We start from the raw sequence: 15,485 nt of genomic DNA, 5'->3' as shown, positions 1-15,485 counted from the left end.
ATGAGAAGAGTGGTTATTACAGGCTACGGTATTATTTCGTCGTCTGGCAATACGGTAGATACGCTGTGGGATAATGTTGTCAATGGAAGGTCTGGAATTAAGAAAATAGAAGACCCTTCCTTTTCTAATATCTCCTCTCGCATTGCCGGGTATATAGATAATTTTGTTCCTGAAAATTATTTGGAAAAAAAGGAAGTAAGGCAGTATGATCTGTTTGTACAATATGCATATGCCGCGGCAAAGCAGGCAATTGATATGGCACAGGTACACGATGAAAGCTTTGATAAGAACAGGGTTGGCGTTTATGTGGGTTCTGGAATTGGTGGAGTCGGCACTCTATTAAAGAATCACGAATCTTATTTAGATAAAGGGACACGCCGGGTATCCCCTTTTATGATTCCGATGATGATAAGTAATATGGCATCTGGATTTATTGCAATTAAAACTGGATTTAAAGGGCCGAGCTTTGCTCCAGTTTCAGCGTGTGCTACCGCCAATCAGGCGATAGGAGAAGCATTTTTAAGTATCCGATATGGTCATACCGATGCAATCATTGCAGGGGGAGCAGAAGCTCCCATTAATACGCTCGCATTTTCAGGCTTTGCCAACATGAACGCAATGTCCACAAATAATGATTGTCCCGAAAAAGCCAGTCGTCCATTTGACAAATTAAGGGATGGTTTTGTCATGTCCGAGGGTTCGGCAATTTTATTTTTGGAAGAACTGGAACATGCAAAAAGCCGTGGAGCAGACATATTAGGAGAAATTATAGGATATGGCTCAACCACCGATGCCTACCATATCACCACACCAGATTATCATGGCGCTGAACGGGCGATGGAACTGGCATTACAAATGGCAAATATTTTGCCCTCACAGGTGGATTATATCAATGCTCATGCCACTGGTACAAAAGAGGGGGATAAATCAGAAACAAAGGCAATCAAAGCTCTATTCAAGGAACATGCCAAAAAAATCAAGATTAGTGCAACAAAATCCATGACAGGTCATTTGTTTGGGGCTGCGGGTGGTATAGAAGCTATTATCACATTAAAGGCGCTTCAGCATGGTGTAATACCACCAACAATCAATTTGACAAATGCAGATGACGAATGCGACCTCGACTATGTTCCCAATGCCGCCATCAGGCACACACTTGATTTTGCAATTTCTAACGGATTCGGCTTTGGTGGTCATAACGCTTCTCTCCTATTTAAAAAGTGGAAGGCAGAAGACAAATAACATTACATAATACTGAGAAAATGCATACCAAATGTCTCGTCCCTTACCAGCCAGCGCCAATCGACGCTGGCTTATACTATTGGCCATTAAAATAGCCATTTCTTTATGGTATATTACTATTTATTTTTTGTTTCACTTAATTCAATGGCAACTTTAGAGACCATTAAAATTTCCTCTTTTTGCTCCTGGATATCATACGCATGATAAAATCCTTTTTCCACCATATAGTTTGATATGACTTCCTGGGTGTCCAGGGCATCGTTTAGCTGTTTTTTAAGAATCTCTCTTATTTCAGGTGAAGCGACCTCGGTAATTGCAATGCCATAATTCTGAATTGCGCTTTTGAGGGAAGTAACAAAATCAGTTACAATAATCTGATCGGTGAGACCTGCCAGATGAGCAACCCCACTTAATACGGTCATGTTTCATTCCCCCCATCTTCTGTAAAATGATTTATAGTTTCTACGCCTTTTACGGTAGATTGTTCCATAAGGCCTCTTAGCTCCTTCACATGGCTTTCGCAGATGCCTGCGTCCTTTAAAAGTATTTCTTTTAAATCCGGGTCTGCGATCATGGGGGACATGAGGAGTGTTTTAGACAGGCTCAGGCTTTTTAATATCAAAAGTTCATTTAGCTGAAGTGTTTCGTTTGGCATTATCATATTGATCTGATTTCCTCCTGTCATGGTTTTAGTATAACTTTGATGCAGTCTTCTGTCTTTGTATCAAAAGCATGATATCCGTGTTCGGCATCATCTAAGGGCAGCCGGTGAGTTATGATATCCGTTGGATCGAACTTTCCGTCAGCCACAAGATCATAAAGCTTTCTCATATATGGGATAACAGGAGCCTGTCCAGTCCTGATGTTTATATTTCTATTGATGATATCACCAAAGGGGAATCCGTTATAACGCCCGCCATAAACTCCTGTTACCTGAATGGTACCGCATTTTCTCACGGCCTGGGTCGCCATAATGAATCCTCCCAGAGCACCACTTTGCAGCTTGGCTCCTGAAGCAACAAATTCAAGCGGCGTCATCTTTCCGTCCATACCGACACAGTCAATGACTATATCAGCACCGCCTTTTGTTAATTCCTTTAAATATTCACCCGTATTTTCATGCTGCTCGAAATTAACGGTTTCCACCTGATTATGATCCTTGGCATGCTTTAACCGGTAATCAATATAATCAACTCCAATGACTCGTTCTGCTCCCAACATCCAGCAGAATTTCTGTGCCAGAAGACCGACGGGTCCGCAGCCTAAGACGATGACGGTATGGCCTGGGCCTACCCCTGCATTGACGACGCTCCAATAGGCAGTTGACATCGCATCTGATATGAGCACCAGCTTTTCATCTTCCAGTTCACAATCTTCCGGGATAAGAAACGGTGTGAAATTTCCGTAGGGAACTCTTAAAAACTCTGCCTGCCCTCCAGGATATCCACCAAAGGTTTCAGAATACCCAAAGAATGCACCGCTTTCACCGTTGGGATTGGAATTGTCACACATACTGGTATAGCCATGCTCACAAAAATAACAGTGGCCACAGCTGATATTAAAGGGAATTATTACCCGATCCCCCTTTTTTACCTTTGTAACCTCTGATCCAACCTCCTCTACAATTCCCATTGGTTCATGACCAATAATATAATCCTGATATATGTTAGGAATCATATCGTGAATGAGATGAAGATCGGAACCGCAAATAGCAGAACTTGTTATTTTAACTATGACGTCATCTTTTTTTCTGATCTTGGGCTCAGGTACATTCTTTACCTCTACCCGTTTTATCCCCTGAAATGTTACAGCTTTCATGTTTTTTCACCTCTTTACTTTTCCGGAGTGGCAAATGTACCAAGACGGCTCGTATCTCCTGGGAACAAATCAAGAGCAGCAATCTGGCTCAATGTGGTTGACGATTCAATATCCATATTAAATTGTTTCTTTAAATCCACGGGATGAAACCAGCCTTTTGATATCATCAGACTGGCAATCTGCCCATGCAAGTCAATCCCTTTATTCAGCTGATTCCGCAGAACCTTTCTCACCTGGGGAGATGCGGTTTCTGATAAAGCAATGGCTGTGTTTCGTACACCGTTTTTTGAGTTGAGCAAAAGCATCAGTGCCATATTGGTATCGATAAGCTTTGGCATCCCTTCTGAATTTCTTATTTCCAAATAATCATTAATCATTGATCTCCCTCACACTTTGATTTCCGGGGCCATTTGTAACAGCTCCTGAAGTTCCTTAATGTCTGTCATGGTTGATTGTACACACGTTTCAAGCAGTTTTTTTAAGTCCTGGTCAAATACTACACCTTCTGTCAGCTTTGATGACGTCATGCAAACCGTCTTCAAATTCAGTAATTCATGTATCTGCATGGTCTCGTTCAAAGCCAGATTACTTTTTTCCATATAACATCTCCTTTGAATACATAAAATTTATATTGTCTAATGTATCCAAAGTTTTTGTTATTACTCTCATAATTACTATAAAATGGAATTTATTCATTCTGCCTTATGAATATACAAAGAAAAAGAGGCACTCATCTTATTCACGATGAAATGCCTCTCTTATGTTTAAATGTATAAGGGTTATATATGCTATCTAATTTTAACGAAATTGATTTAACAGACGGATAAAATGATTGGCTTCTCTCAGCACATGGTCACCAAGAAGGGGTAGAATAATACTGCGTATTTTGCATTCAGAGATTCCACTGGTACCGGCTTCCTTGAAATCTTGATACCTAAGAGTTTCCTCCAGAGTCTCTCCTGTAATCTGTTCCATGGTAGTATCTGTGGCATTTCTGGCCTTTTCCAAAAGATCTGCGTACTCATGAGCAAAATTATTTGATGTATTGATCAGTTCCCCTTCCGTAGGGTCTAAAAGTCCCCGGATGAATAGAGCATGCTCCATCATGATCTGATCCCAGAATAGTTCTGTGTCTTTTACATCGTTATAGGGATTCTCTCCACTTTCCAGCGCGGCAAGCTGACTCCGGTACATATTGGCTTCCCTCAGAATATGATCAATGAGCAGCGGATAATTCATGGTAAACATATTGCATGTCAATACATCATTTAACACTCTTGTCTTAAATTCAATTAGGCCGTCCAGCAATGGTACGGTCTGAGTATTTAACTGTCGTACCTGCTGTACCATATCCGATGTGATTTGAGGATTCTCAATGCCATAAAGGTCCGCTTCCATTCTCGTAATATCCTGATTGATTACGATACCAGTAAAATTCTGAGTCTTTTGTTCCGTACCTAAGGTATACTCTGTTACGATTTCACCGGAAGATACCACACCCGGAGTAATGATCCCATTGCCTAAAACGACTGCTCGATACAAAATATGTTCAAATTGTTCTTTGAACTGATCTGCTACATTGCTAAAATTGGGATTTGCAGGCGTAAATCCGGCTTCCAGAAAAATAGAATGTTCTTTCATGATGCGGCCGAAAAACAAATGTAATTCCAGAGATAAAATGACGTATTGCTGTTGATCGATCATTCATAACTTCCTAAAACAGTTTTTAATATAATATGATTGAAAAAATGGTTCCGTGTCTTCGTCTAAAGTGTCCGTACCACTCCCTTTTTCTCTCTCTTAACCTCATACATGGATTTATCCGCTTTTTCTATCAATACTTCGATTTCAATTCCATCCTCACTGAAAAGAGCATATCCGATGCTTGCGCTTAGCTTTACTTCCTTTCCCTCAAATTCAAAGGGCTTCTTAATCTCGTCGTCAATCCTGCGAATCATTGCCTTTACATCATCCCGATTGGTAATTGCTCCCGTAATAATACCAAACTCATCTCCGCCAAGTCTGGATACCGTATCCTCCTGGCGTATGGAATGAGCCATGCGGACTGCAATTTCTTTTAAGGCCGCGTCTCCCATCCGATGGCCCAGATTATCGTTGATCTCCTTTAATCCATCCATGTCCAGGGAAATGATTCCGAAACTTTCACTCTTTCTAAGGGACATGGATAATTTCTGACGCAAACGGTCGTAAAAAATAGACCGGTTGGATATCCCTGTGAGACTGTCATGAGTGGCCTGATAAAACAACTCGCTTTCCTCGTTCTTCATGGCACTAAACATTTCTGCTGCAATCAGTCCTGATATCAGCTCTAAAATCCTCATATTTTCATCATTAAAATGATTCACCTTTTTCGATAACACCTTAATGACACCAACCACATCATCTCTGCAGATCAAAGGCATGACAATCATAGAATTAAGGCCAATCTGACGGCAGGCATCTTTATTCACCCTGTCATCCTTCTCAATATCATTGCTTATGAGAGCTGTTTTCGCTTTGATACATTCTCCGGAAAGACTGTTTTCCACGCCAAGCCTGAGTCCAAGGAATTTTTCAGCGATTCCAGATGCCGCACTGTATACCAATTCTTCCTTTTGAATCAGCTCCACACAGGCTCCATCTGCTTCTGTTATCTTCTGAGTTTTTTCTGTTACCAGATCCATGATATTGCCTAAATCCAGACCTTGTTGAGCGATTTCTGTCTGGACATTTATAATCTCCATTAATTTGTGATTGCTGATTTTTTTCTGATTCAAAAGCTAAAACCACCCTTTCCTGCACTTCATTTGGTTCATTCCATCAAACTTTTATTTCACTGAAACGTTTTCATTTTCTTTGATATAAAATCTCCAGGGAAAGTCTTTTGCTTCCTCTGCATAATCAATACCAACACGTTTTGTAGTTACGATATCAAACTCTTCCTCAATTCCTTCTTCTATATATAACTCATTGCTGCACAAATCCATTCCATTTAAGCTCCTGTCTATGGAACATGCTCTGCATAGTTTTCCGGGTCCATTGGTAAGGTTTTTTCGCTGGCTCCTAGTCAATGTTTCATATGATGTTCCAAATCGCTTTTGTGCCATCCAATCCTTTCCATCCATTGGTTCCACTGCTCTGACTAAAACGGCCTGGGGCGTTCCTTTTTTATTCACTACCACATTAAAACAGGAGTGCATGCCATAAATCATAAAAACATAGGCAAATCCAGGCTCTCCGTACATGACTTCCACTCTGGGCGTTCTTCTTCCCTCATAGGAATGGGCCGCCTTATCTTCGATTCCCATATATGCTTCTGTTTCAACGATTTTGGCCGAAATCCTGTTACCGTCAATTTCATGAACAAGGACTTTGCCAAGAAGTTCCCTTGCTACTACAATAGAATCCCTATTATAAAACTCTCTGTCCAGCTTTTTCATTCTTACCGCCTTTTATCCAATCACATTTATTTGATTCATCACTACATTGATTTATACTCCAGCACGTCCATCTCTTAACAGAAGGAAAGCCTTCAAAATATTTCTGCATTTGAAGGCTTTCCTTGTATTATATTATTAATCGTTCAAAAAATTATTCATGGATATAGGAACAGCAATAATCTGCCACATCATCGGCAGAAACCTTAAATTTACTGTTTGAAGGAACTTCAAAAGCCTGTCCTTCCCCATAGCTAGTCCAATTTTCTTCCCCTGGCAATAAAACATGCAGTGTTCCTGCCAGCACTTCCATCTTTTCTCTCTCGTCGGTACCAAATTCGTATTCTCCAGGAAGAATGATTCCAAGTGTCTTTTTTGTTCCGTCTTCCAGATATACGGTACGGCTGGTTACTTTCCCATTGTAATATACATTTGCCTTTTTAATGACTGTTACATGCTCAAACATATTCATGATGAATCCTCCGCTTTCCAATCAAATCTTATGCTGTAATGTTATTAATTCTAATCATGAGTCCGCTGTTTCTCAATTACATAGGAAGCACCTGATCTTAAAGAAGATTCTACACTATATATTTCATTCATGCAATTTCATTATTCACGAATTTTCGGAATTTTCTGCTCCATAATTGGACATTTCTATGATTCGTTCTCTCCCAGCAGTATATCTGCGATTCGTTTGCTGGCAAAGCCATCCCCGTAAGGATTACTGGCCTGACACATCTTATTGTAGGCTGCTTTATCGTGAAGCAAGTTTCTTATGGATTGGTAGATCGCTTCTTCTTTCGTCCCTACCAGGGCAAGTGTACCTGCTTTGATTCCCTCCGGCCGTTCTGTGGTATCCCGCAGGACAAGTACCGGTTTTCCAAGGCTTGGCGCCTCTTCCTGGATTCCTCCGCTGTCTGTTAAAACGAGATAGGCTCTTGCAAGAATGTTGTGAAAGTCCAGTACATCCAAAGGCTCAATCAGATGAACCCGTTCCTCATCCTGAAAAACAGAGCCTGCAATCTCCCTGATGAGAGGATTTAAATGGACGGGATAAATGACTTTTACATCCGGATTTTCTTCCAAAATCCTTTTAATTCCGTGAAAGATACCTTCCATGGGCTTTCCGATATTCTCCCGCCTATGGGCAGTCAAAAGGATCATTCTGCTTCCCAAGGCCCATGTCAGCTCCTCATGGCTGTAATCCTTTCTTATGGTTGTTTTCAGAGCATCAATGGCGGTATTACCGGTCACATATATGTTGTCCCTGTCTTTTCCTTCCTTTATGAGATTTTGTTTTGCCTGTTCCGTTGGCGCAAAATGATACCGGGCGACAATGCTGACTGCCTGTCTGTTATATTCTTCCGGATAGGGAGAATAGATATCATAGGTTCTAAGTCCTGCCTCTACATGACCAACGGGAATCTGTAAATAAAAGCTGGCCAGGGCCGTGGCAAAGGTCGTGGTGGTATCTCCGTGAACCAGTACCAGATCCGGGCGCTCCTTTTCCAAAATACTTCTGATCCCATTTAGTATGTTGGCTGTAATTTCAAACAATGTCTGTTTTTCCTTCATAATAGAAAGATCATAATCCGGAATTACTTCAAAAGCATTTAGCACCTGATCCAGCATTTTCCTGTGCTGACCTGTGACCAGAACACTTACTTGTGCATTTTTCCGTTCTTTTAACTCTTTGATAAGAGGGCACATTTTAATGGCTTCCGGCCTTGTCCCAAATACCACCATAATGCGTTTCATGCAATATCACCTCGTTTTCATTTTCACCTGGTATATTCATAAGCCAGCATAGCCATGATCTGATCAAAGGCAATGATACCGGTTCCATCAGCCATGCCAAAGGCTCCATGATAGGCATAAGATGTATTAACAATTCTCATGGTTTCCATTTTCTTTAAGGCTTTTCCCTGCAGGTCTTTATCCCCAATTTCTCTGGCAATCATCGCTGTCAGGGCATAGACAGCTGTGGAATCATAATGGTAGCCGTTCACTGCCTTGCCTTCCACCGTATAGCGGGCTTTGATTCCTTCCCTGGAAATCTCTTTTTTCAGCCAGGCAACGCTCTCCTTAGGAAGCATATCAGCTTCTGCCAGATGTAACAGCGTGATAAGTGCCTCCGCCGTATTTAAATCGTCCCTCTCATACTCCCTGGTCTTATAATTATACCAGCTGTAATACAAAGGAAAGCTGTCACTGATTCTGCCTTCCTCAATCAGCTTTCTGGCTTTTTCATATGGCTCCTTTAAGGTTTCATCCCGCTTTGCTAATTCAGACATTGTCTTAAGATCTCCGTAGCATAGAGTGAACCGCGTTGCGTACTGCCTGTATTTCCTGTCATAAAAATCCACATACTGTCCATTATTTACACCATACCTGGCAATCGCAGCGGTGTATTCTCTCATTGCTTCCTCATAGCCGCCCCACAAATGGTCTGCTGATATGAGGGCACTGACAATTCTGAAATCATCAAGCAGGGCATTGGAATCGGCAGGCACATCTCCTGAAATCTTCCAGGCGTTCAGCCCATTAAAGTTCATCTTATCGGTAATAAAGGAAAAGACTTTATCAAACAGCTGTTTGTCATCGTTTAATACTGCAAATTCCAGCATCCCGCCCTGGGTCTCGCTCAGAACATCGCTCTTTTCTGTTTGTTCTTTGGAGCTTTCATAGCTTGTGTGGATTCCGCCTTTGTCATCCATCATATTTCCTGTAATAAAATCGCAGGTCACCTTACCGCTTCCTTCTATGGTATCCTTTAAATATCCCTCCAATACAGAAGCCTCTGTGATCTGTCTGGGACTCCACGCCCGGATAATCCCCTGTTCATCAAGAAATATTGAGGTTGGAATATTGTGTAATCCCAGTGTTTTATAGGCAGACAGACCATCGTCATAATACGTTTTTAAGCCTATCTTCTGCTCTGTCAGGTACTGGCTGGCCTTTTCCCTGGTTTCTTTCCTATGATCCAGCTTATTGATCAGTATAAAATTGATATCCCCGTATTTTTCGGCTGTCTTAAGCAACTCCTTCATAACCGACAGCTCCTCCTGGCAATCCGGGCACCAGCTGGCCCAGAACGTAAGGATAGTAGTTTTTCCTTCAAAGTCCCGGATGGATACCTCTTTTCCGTTTTCATCCTGAAATGAGATATCCGGTATTTTTTCATTTAAATTACAATATTCCGGCAGAAGGCTTGTTTTATCATCAAGAAGATTATCCTCTGTCTTTTCTTCCTCCCCTTGATTTAGCACCTGTTTTTTTGCTGGTGGGTAGACAAGAAGCAGTATGCCGCCTGAAATTACAGTGACAGCCAGAATACAGAGGATAGCAAATAAGACTTTTTCTGGTTTTGACAATGGATGGACTGGTTTCATTTTGGCTTTCTCCAAAGACTTGAGTTCGCTTTTCTTTTTCTTTCCCATAATTTTGGGGGCTTTTTCGTATGCTTTAAGTTTCCTGCAGTCTTTTTCTTAAGAGCATTCACTTTTTTTAATAATTCCTGATTGGAGCTTTCCAGGGTTTGTATCTTATTGATCAGCTCTTCTCTTTCCTTCTCATGAGATTTAGGGGGCATTGTTTCTGTCTCCCCAGTGATATCATTCTCTTTCACAGGAGCGTCTTCCATGTATTTCTTCGAAACGGTTACAATTACATTTCCTTTATCAATGGCTGATTTCATATCAAAGGCATTGGTCATTTTCTGGTAGCGGGTTTTAATTGCCTCATGCTCTTCTTCCTCAAAATGCTTTAATAAAAGATCTTCTTTAAGCTTTACTTTATCTCTATCCTGCTTTATAAGATCCTGGGATTTCACAAATCCTACGGCATTTTCAAAAATATATCCAATTCCCACGGAAGCAACTATCATAAAAACCGGAAGCACATGAAAATGATACCTGTTTTGGCTCTCCACCAAAAGGTGCATTCCTACGGTTCCAAGATAGATAAGAATGGGGACATACAGATAAGAAGCGCTTCTCTTTAGCAGATATATGAGGGTCATAAAGGAAAACAATGCAAATACCATATAGACCATATGATTTGTTTCTCTGGCCCAATTAAGAAAACCTGCCCGCTCTGGAGTGAGATGATTCTGCTCCTTTAAAAACGCCTGATTCCAGGTAACACCGTAATCATCATTTCCCCAAAGTAATTCATATTTGTTTATAAATAAATCAAACAAAGCCTTTGGATTTTCATTGATACGCTTCATCGCCTCATTCCGGCAGGCAATCTGAGCTTCTATGGGAGAACCGGTTCGCTCCAGATTTTCATATAAAAACTTAGAATCCTCCTCATTCCAGCCCCCCCTTGATTTCTCATTTAATCCCACCAGAAGATTGTAGCCAAAGGATTCTGAAAAGGAAGGAACGGAACGGTTAATGGTAAGCTCTGTATTTGTGGTCAGCACGTTTGATAGAATCAGATAGGAAGCCAGAATTAGAATCCCCCGGACCCAGCCTTTTCCCAAAAGCTGAGCCAAAACAGGAATGCTGTTCTGGGGGATATTGGGCAGCCTCATTTTCAGGGGGAGTATGCATATGAGAATGGCAACCAAAAGAATCAATGCCATCGGCCTTATGGCAGAAGTTACAGCAATCAAACAGCCTAACAGAATATGAAGGAGGAACCCTCTCACTCCATGCTTCGTATCCCCATGATAATCCATGACAAGATGAAGAAATAAAAGGAGAGATAAATAAAGGAAAAATGAAAAGGAATACTCAGATGCCAGCATATTGATATAAAGGATCTGAGACGGCCAAAAAGCTGCTGCAGTCAGTGCAATTACACCTGGAAGCCTGCCACCTATTTTCCTGGCGATCCGATAAATGATAAAAACGGTTCCAACAGAAAACAGAACATTGGCAAGCTGTCCATGAAAGACGCTGGTTCCAAATAGCACAAACACCTGCTTTAAGATATAGCAATAGCCAATGATATGAGGAAACATGGCAATGTAGTTGCAATATCCCTCCCCTTTCTCCTGTAACGTACCACGTTTCATCATTTCTGCAACTTCATAATAAGTTTTGTAGTCAGAGGCCGGCTCCATAGGCAGATGGGTTATCACTGCGTAACGAAGGAAAAAAGCCGCGCAGAGAACCAGAACCACGTAAGCGCCTTCTGTCACCATCATTAATGTTTTTTTCTTTTCCAGCTTCGTCCCGATATCAAGCCTTGCTAACAGCAATGCGATAAAATGAACTCCAACCCAGGTAAGGAAAAAGACAAGGATGAGCATGCCTTTCCTTGCATAGGGATATTCCTGACTATTTCCTATCTCCGAAACGCCGCAGATCAATATATAGGCAAAGCCCACAATGGACAGTGAGATGCATAAATAATAGAACCAGTTTTTTTCTAATTTCATACCATTCCTCATTCAAAACTTGTTATTCGTCTCGTTTCCGATACATCCGGATACGCAGCAATATGATGATAACCGCAACCAGCATCATGGACATAGCTGAAGTTGCAACAATGGTAAATATCACAGACCTTTTGTTTTGGACCAGTTTTTCCATAGGGGCTGGTTCTGCATTTGCTGCTGTGCCTTGAATGAATTGAAAGGCAGTGGTGCTGGAATCAGGTGCTATGATCACACAATCCTTCTTAAGCTCATCCCGTTTCTTGCTTTGCCTTAGATATTCCTGGATGTGAGATATGGACTCGCTGCTGCACCCGGTAACTGCAAGTAATCCACGGTTTAAGGCAAAGGGGGATTTTATCAGCTGGAGGATTCCAACTTGTCCTGCGTAGTCTCTGGATAAAATAAGCTGCTCATTGCTTTCAAATCCCGTCCCATCAGGGGTATAATGAAAGCTTAAGCTGTCATTGATCTGGGCAATCAGGCTATTATCAAGAAACGTCCCTACCGTTATGATATTATAATCCCCATCCTCCTTTTGAAACTCACTGCCCTTTCTTACGAGCAGACTTCCATAGGGCTTTATTCCGCTGCTATACATGGCTACAACCTGCCCAAGAAGGTTCAGTTCATCTCCAGAAGGCTTATCCGGTATCACTAGCATTACCTGATTAAATTTCCCCTGATTTCGAAACGGGGAGCCTTTTACATCAAAGGAAAGATTTATCCCATTAGAAGGAGGTAAGAAAAGAGTGGATTCCTTGGAAACATAAGCCCATGGCATATCGCTTTGTCTTGGTGTGCAGATAAGATCTGCAATCTCTAAATCAAAGGAAACCTTTATGCTGCTTGCAGCCGTACCTAAAATATCCCCTGGTATTTCAAAATTCAGCTCGTCCCCGGAGGCATTTTCCTTGCTTAAGCGTTTACTGGCAATCGGTATCTCTCCCCAGGATACAGTGACTAAGGATCTTGTAAAATCAAGGTTCTCACTGTATCTGAATTTTAATGCTATTTTTCCCCCTTCTGAAAGAACATAATCTCCAGTTACGGGAAGATAGACGTAATTATCCTGGTGAAAGGGACCGACGAACATCAGTCCGCTGCCCATAATATCCTCCAGCGTATAATTTCCTGCCATCATGTCGCTTTGCTTCCCTGCGTTCATGGCAATCTGTCCGCTTCCTTTTTCTATGACAGCAGTCTGACCACTCTCCTGCTTCACCCGGTTTTCATCCATAAGCATATTGGAAGCCTCTATCAGACTATCTTCATCCATAGACGTTATAATGAGAAGCGGTCTGCCCTGAGAATCATCGGTAAATGTCACGGTGGCATTTCCAGTAGAATCAGGAGCCTTGCCTACCAGGTTTTTATATTCCTGGGGAAGATTATCATAGGTAGATACCAGTATGGTTCTGGTGGTGTTTTTATTTGCCACATCAGATAAGAGGCTTACTTCAATCTCATTTTTAACTTTTGTGTCAGAGCTTAAGTCCGCCATTAAATTCATAGCCGCAGCTACCTCTCCATTAGCAGCCTGATCGGAAACAGCAATGGTAAGTCCTTTTCCCGTGGGATTATAGGTGGACATAAATGGATAAGGATAATAAGAAATCCGGTGTTCCGGGTCCTTGGCCTCATAACCGCTCCTGATATGGGACGTGTCATAAATCCGAAGCCAGTTGGCATCCGAAGCATCATCCACACAGCCTTCCTCATCAAACAGCCTGGCATAAGCGGAAATGGTCAGGGAGTTAAAACCAGCACGTAATTCACTTATCGGTATCTTTACATAGAGAGTCTGAGGACTGCCGTTATTATACTCCAGGCGGTAAGACTGAATGGGCACACCATTGACTGACAGAGTGATGGAGGATGCCTTTCCTTCCAAAAGCTGGCTGACATCATACTGAATCTGCGCATAAACATACTTTACATCCCAATAAGTGGGCACAAAGAAATAAAGATCAGCGGACGAATAAATTCCTTTTAAGGTTTTCTGAGTAAAAAAATCATCCTGGGTATAGGTGGTTGGATCATGGGCAGGCTCAGTAACTTCTGGCGCGGCCGCTCCCTCCGGATCAGCAACAGGAAGCAGCGGAGCCTCACTTTCCGTTTCCGGCTGTCTTCCACTTGTCACTGTCTGAGCAGTTGGTCTGATATCTGCATATACTCTGGGTGCCAGCCCTTCTAAGATGAAAAGGACGAGTACCAGAGATACCCAAAGCTTTTTTTGTATTTTCATCATCATCATCCTCGATTCTTCCGCAAACGGCGGCATATTCTCCAGCTTATTTCTTAGTATTCCCAGTTTTCTTCTCTTTTCTCTTCCCACCGTCTTCTTCAAAGCGCTCTGTTTTATCCCATATGACTTCCTTGTTAAAAAGCCTGTCCTGAACGCCCTGTATCATTCCGTTTAAAACCACCAGCACCCATAGCTTTGCATAGGTAAACAGCATAACAAAGGTAAGTAAAAGGTTGCTGAAATTAAACTCATTTTTTTCTACTGATAAGGTAATTGCAACATTTAACACAAATAACAGAATAGCCATCTCCCAAAGAAGGGAAGAGAAGCCTCCCAGGGTAACATACCAAAAACCCAGAATTCCCATGACAAAGATCAAATCGGAAAAAACAAGGGAAGTAAACATCAGAAGGTAGACCAAGGCATAGTAAATCACATCAAGCCTCATTCTTCCGGCTTCCGGATCAAACGCATATTTAAAATTGCTTTTCAGCACATATAAGTTTCCCTTTACCCAGCGGGTTCTTTGCTTGAACCATTGTTTTAGGATCTGAGGTTCCTGCTCCCAGGTGACTGCATGGGGAATGAACTTAATATAATATCCCATTCGGTACAGTCGAAAACTGATTTCCGTATCCTCAGCAAGGGCATTGACATCCCAGCCTCCCATCTGATCGATCAGCTCTCTTCGTATTACATAGTTGGTACCAGGTATGGTACACAGCTTAAAAAAGAAAAATCGTCCGGCCTGGTTCATGCACTGATAGGCAAGGGTCTCGATGTTGACAAATCTGGTAAGCAGAGAAGCGTACTTATTCCTGGTCCTGAATTTACCGATTACAGCACCTAATTTATCATCTGACATCAGATTCTCTACGAGAATTTTAAGTGCCTGCCGTTCCGGGGTATTGTCGGCATCATAGATTGCAATTACGGTACCTGACGCCACGGAAAGTGCGATGTTTAACGCATTGGATTTTCCCTTTCCTCCCACAATATTGTCCGTATTGATTACAATGATTCTGGACTCCGGGTTGTCATGCTGTATCTGTTTTAGCACCTCACTGGAATTATCCGTAGAATTGTCATTGACCACAATGATTTCATATTTATCCCTGGGATAATCAAGCTTTATCAAAGCTTCCATGGTCTTTTGAATCACAATGCTTTCATTATGGGCAGGAACCATGACAGTTACCATTGGATATTCCGGAATTGCTTTATGACCATCTGTGCGGTACATCCTCATAATATAGAGAAAGCCGCCAATGGAAAGCATAATATTTAGAAACATCAGTCCCCATATGGCAAAGATGGAATACAACGCCAGTACATCGACAATTGACAT

General features: G+C 41.8%; 15 protein-coding genes. 1 reads left to right on the top strand and 14 read right to left on the bottom strand.

The annotated features are described in order from the left end of the window. A complete protein-coding gene (fabF, locus tag T546_RS0110745; protein ID WP_026891617.1) occupies positions 1–1,242 on the top strand; it encodes a beta-ketoacyl-ACP synthase II in 1,242 nt (413 codons plus the stop codon). A gap of 116 nt (positions 1,243–1,358) precedes the next feature. On the opposite strand, the gene T546_RS0110740 is transcribed toward fabF, so the two are convergent. The 14 genes from T546_RS0110740 to T546_RS23335 form a co-directional block, all read right to left on the bottom strand. Beyond that, a complete protein-coding gene (locus T546_RS0110740) occupies positions 1,359–1,664 on the bottom strand; it encodes a spore coat protein (RefSeq protein WP_026891616.1) in 306 nt (101 codons plus the stop codon). After that, positions 1,661–1,903, bottom strand: coding sequence for a hypothetical protein (locus T546_RS23340; RefSeq protein ID WP_051629752.1), 243 nt, complete (start codon positions 1,901–1,903; stop codon positions 1,661–1,663). The genes T546_RS0110740 and T546_RS23340 overlap by 4 nt, the downstream gene beginning before the upstream one ends. Before the next feature lie 20 nt (positions 1,904–1,923). Beyond that, entirely contained in the window at positions 1,924–3,060 is a 1,137-nt protein-coding gene (locus tag T546_RS0110730) for a zinc-dependent alcohol dehydrogenase (RefSeq protein WP_026891615.1), read from the bottom strand. Positions 3,061–3,074: 14 nt separating this feature from the next. Next, on the bottom strand, positions 3,075–3,437 hold the full coding sequence (locus T546_RS0110725) for a spore coat protein (RefSeq protein WP_026891614.1): 363 nt from the start codon (positions 3,435–3,437) through the stop codon (positions 3,075–3,077). 9 nt (positions 3,438–3,446) lie between these two features. Next, on the bottom strand, positions 3,447–3,659 hold the full coding sequence (locus T546_RS0110720; RefSeq protein WP_026891613.1) for a hypothetical protein: 213 nt from the start codon (positions 3,657–3,659) through the stop codon (positions 3,447–3,449). A gap of 199 nt (positions 3,660–3,858) precedes the next feature. Further along, entirely contained in the window at positions 3,859–4,764 is a 906-nt protein-coding gene (locus T546_RS0110715; RefSeq protein ID WP_026891612.1) for a DUF2935 domain-containing protein, read from the bottom strand. Positions 4,765–4,826: 62 nt separating this feature from the next. Beyond that, positions 4,827–5,837: a sensor domain-containing diguanylate cyclase gene (locus T546_RS0110710; RefSeq protein ID WP_026891611.1), complete on the bottom strand. Its 1,011-nt coding sequence runs from the start codon at positions 5,835–5,837 to the stop codon at positions 4,827–4,829. 51 nt (positions 5,838–5,888) lie between these two features. After that, a complete protein-coding gene (locus T546_RS0110705; protein ID WP_026891610.1) occupies positions 5,889–6,500 on the bottom strand; it encodes a DNA-3-methyladenine glycosylase in 612 nt (203 codons plus the stop codon). Positions 6,501–6,651: 151 nt separating this feature from the next. Further along, complete coding sequence (gene ppnP, locus T546_RS0110700) at positions 6,652–6,969, bottom strand: pyrimidine/purine nucleoside phosphorylase (RefSeq protein WP_026891609.1); 318 nt, start codon at positions 6,967–6,969, stop codon at positions 6,652–6,654. 185 nt (positions 6,970–7,154) lie between these two features. Further along, a complete protein-coding gene (gene wecB, locus T546_RS0110695; RefSeq protein ID WP_026891608.1) occupies positions 7,155–8,258 on the bottom strand; it encodes a non-hydrolyzing UDP-N-acetylglucosamine 2-epimerase in 1,104 nt (367 codons plus the stop codon). 23 nt (positions 8,259–8,281) lie between these two features. Beyond that, positions 8,282–9,892 (bottom strand): glycosyl hydrolase family 8, encoded by a 1,611-nt coding sequence (locus T546_RS0110690; RefSeq protein WP_026891607.1) that lies wholly within the window; start codon positions 9,890–9,892, stop codon positions 8,282–8,284. Next, complete coding sequence (locus tag T546_RS0110685) at positions 9,889–11,892, bottom strand: glycosyltransferase family 39 protein (protein ID WP_026891606.1); 2,004 nt, start codon at positions 11,890–11,892, stop codon at positions 9,889–9,891. Before T546_RS0110685 ends, T546_RS0110690 begins: the two co-directional genes overlap by 4 nt. A gap of 22 nt (positions 11,893–11,914) precedes the next feature. Further along, positions 11,915–14,239, bottom strand: coding sequence for a cellulose biosynthesis cyclic di-GMP-binding regulatory protein BcsB (locus T546_RS0110680; RefSeq protein WP_026891605.1), 2,325 nt, complete (start codon positions 14,237–14,239; stop codon positions 11,915–11,917). Next, positions 14,184–15,485 (bottom strand): glycosyltransferase, encoded by a 1,302-nt coding sequence (locus T546_RS23335; RefSeq protein ID WP_051629751.1) that lies wholly within the window; start codon positions 15,483–15,485, stop codon positions 14,184–14,186. Before T546_RS23335 ends, T546_RS0110680 begins: the two co-directional genes overlap by 56 nt.

It is taken from the genome of [Clostridium] aerotolerans DSM 5434, assembly GCF_000687555.1.
Taxonomy (GTDB): domain Bacteria; phylum Bacillota; class Clostridia; order Lachnospirales; family Lachnospiraceae; genus Lacrimispora; species Lacrimispora aerotolerans.
Note: the sequence above shows the minus strand (reverse complement) of the source record. Positions and strands in the feature narration are given on the sequence as shown.

Excerpts from the sequence above, each read along its gene's own strand:
- T546_RS0110720 (WP_026891613.1), bottom strand. The coding sequence starts at position 3,659 with ATGGAAAAAAGTAATCTGGCTTTGAACGAGACCATGCAGATACATGAA.
- T546_RS0110690 (WP_026891607.1), bottom strand. The coding sequence starts at position 9,892 with ATGAAACCAGTCCATCCATTGTCAAAACCAGAAAAAGTCTTATTTGCT.
- T546_RS0110740 (WP_026891616.1), bottom strand. The coding sequence starts at position 1,664 with ATGACCGTATTAAGTGGGGTTGCTCATCTGGCAGGTCTCACCGATCAG.
- T546_RS0110715 (WP_026891612.1), bottom strand. The coding sequence starts at position 4,764 with ATGATCGATCAACAGCAATACGTCATTTTATCTCTGGAATTACATTTG.
- T546_RS0110725 (WP_026891614.1), bottom strand. The coding sequence starts at position 3,437 with ATGATTAATGATTATTTGGAAATAAGAAATTCAGAAGGGATGCCAAAG.
- T546_RS0110685 (WP_026891606.1), bottom strand. The coding sequence starts at position 11,892 with ATGAAATTAGAAAAAAACTGGTTCTATTATTTATGCATCTCACTGTCC.
- T546_RS23335 (WP_051629751.1), bottom strand. The coding sequence starts at position 15,485 with ATGTCAATTGTCGATGTACTGGCGTTGTATTCCATCTTTGCCATATGG.
- fabF (WP_026891617.1), top strand. The coding sequence starts at position 1 with ATGAGAAGAGTGGTTATTACAGGCTACGGTATTATTTCGTCGTCTGGC.
- T546_RS23340 (WP_051629752.1), bottom strand. The coding sequence starts at position 1,903 with ATGATAATGCCAAACGAAACACTTCAGCTAAATGAACTTTTGATATTA.
- T546_RS0110730 (WP_026891615.1), bottom strand. The coding sequence starts at position 3,060 with ATGAAAGCTGTAACATTTCAGGGGATAAAACGGGTAGAGGTAAAGAAT.
- wecB (WP_026891608.1), bottom strand. The coding sequence starts at position 8,258 with ATGAAACGCATTATGGTGGTATTTGGGACAAGGCCGGAAGCCATTAAA.
- ppnP (WP_026891609.1), bottom strand. The coding sequence starts at position 6,969 with ATGAATATGTTTGAGCATGTAACAGTCATTAAAAAGGCAAATGTATAT.
- T546_RS0110705 (WP_026891610.1), bottom strand. The coding sequence starts at position 6,500 with ATGAAAAAGCTGGACAGAGAGTTTTATAATAGGGATTCTATTGTAGTA.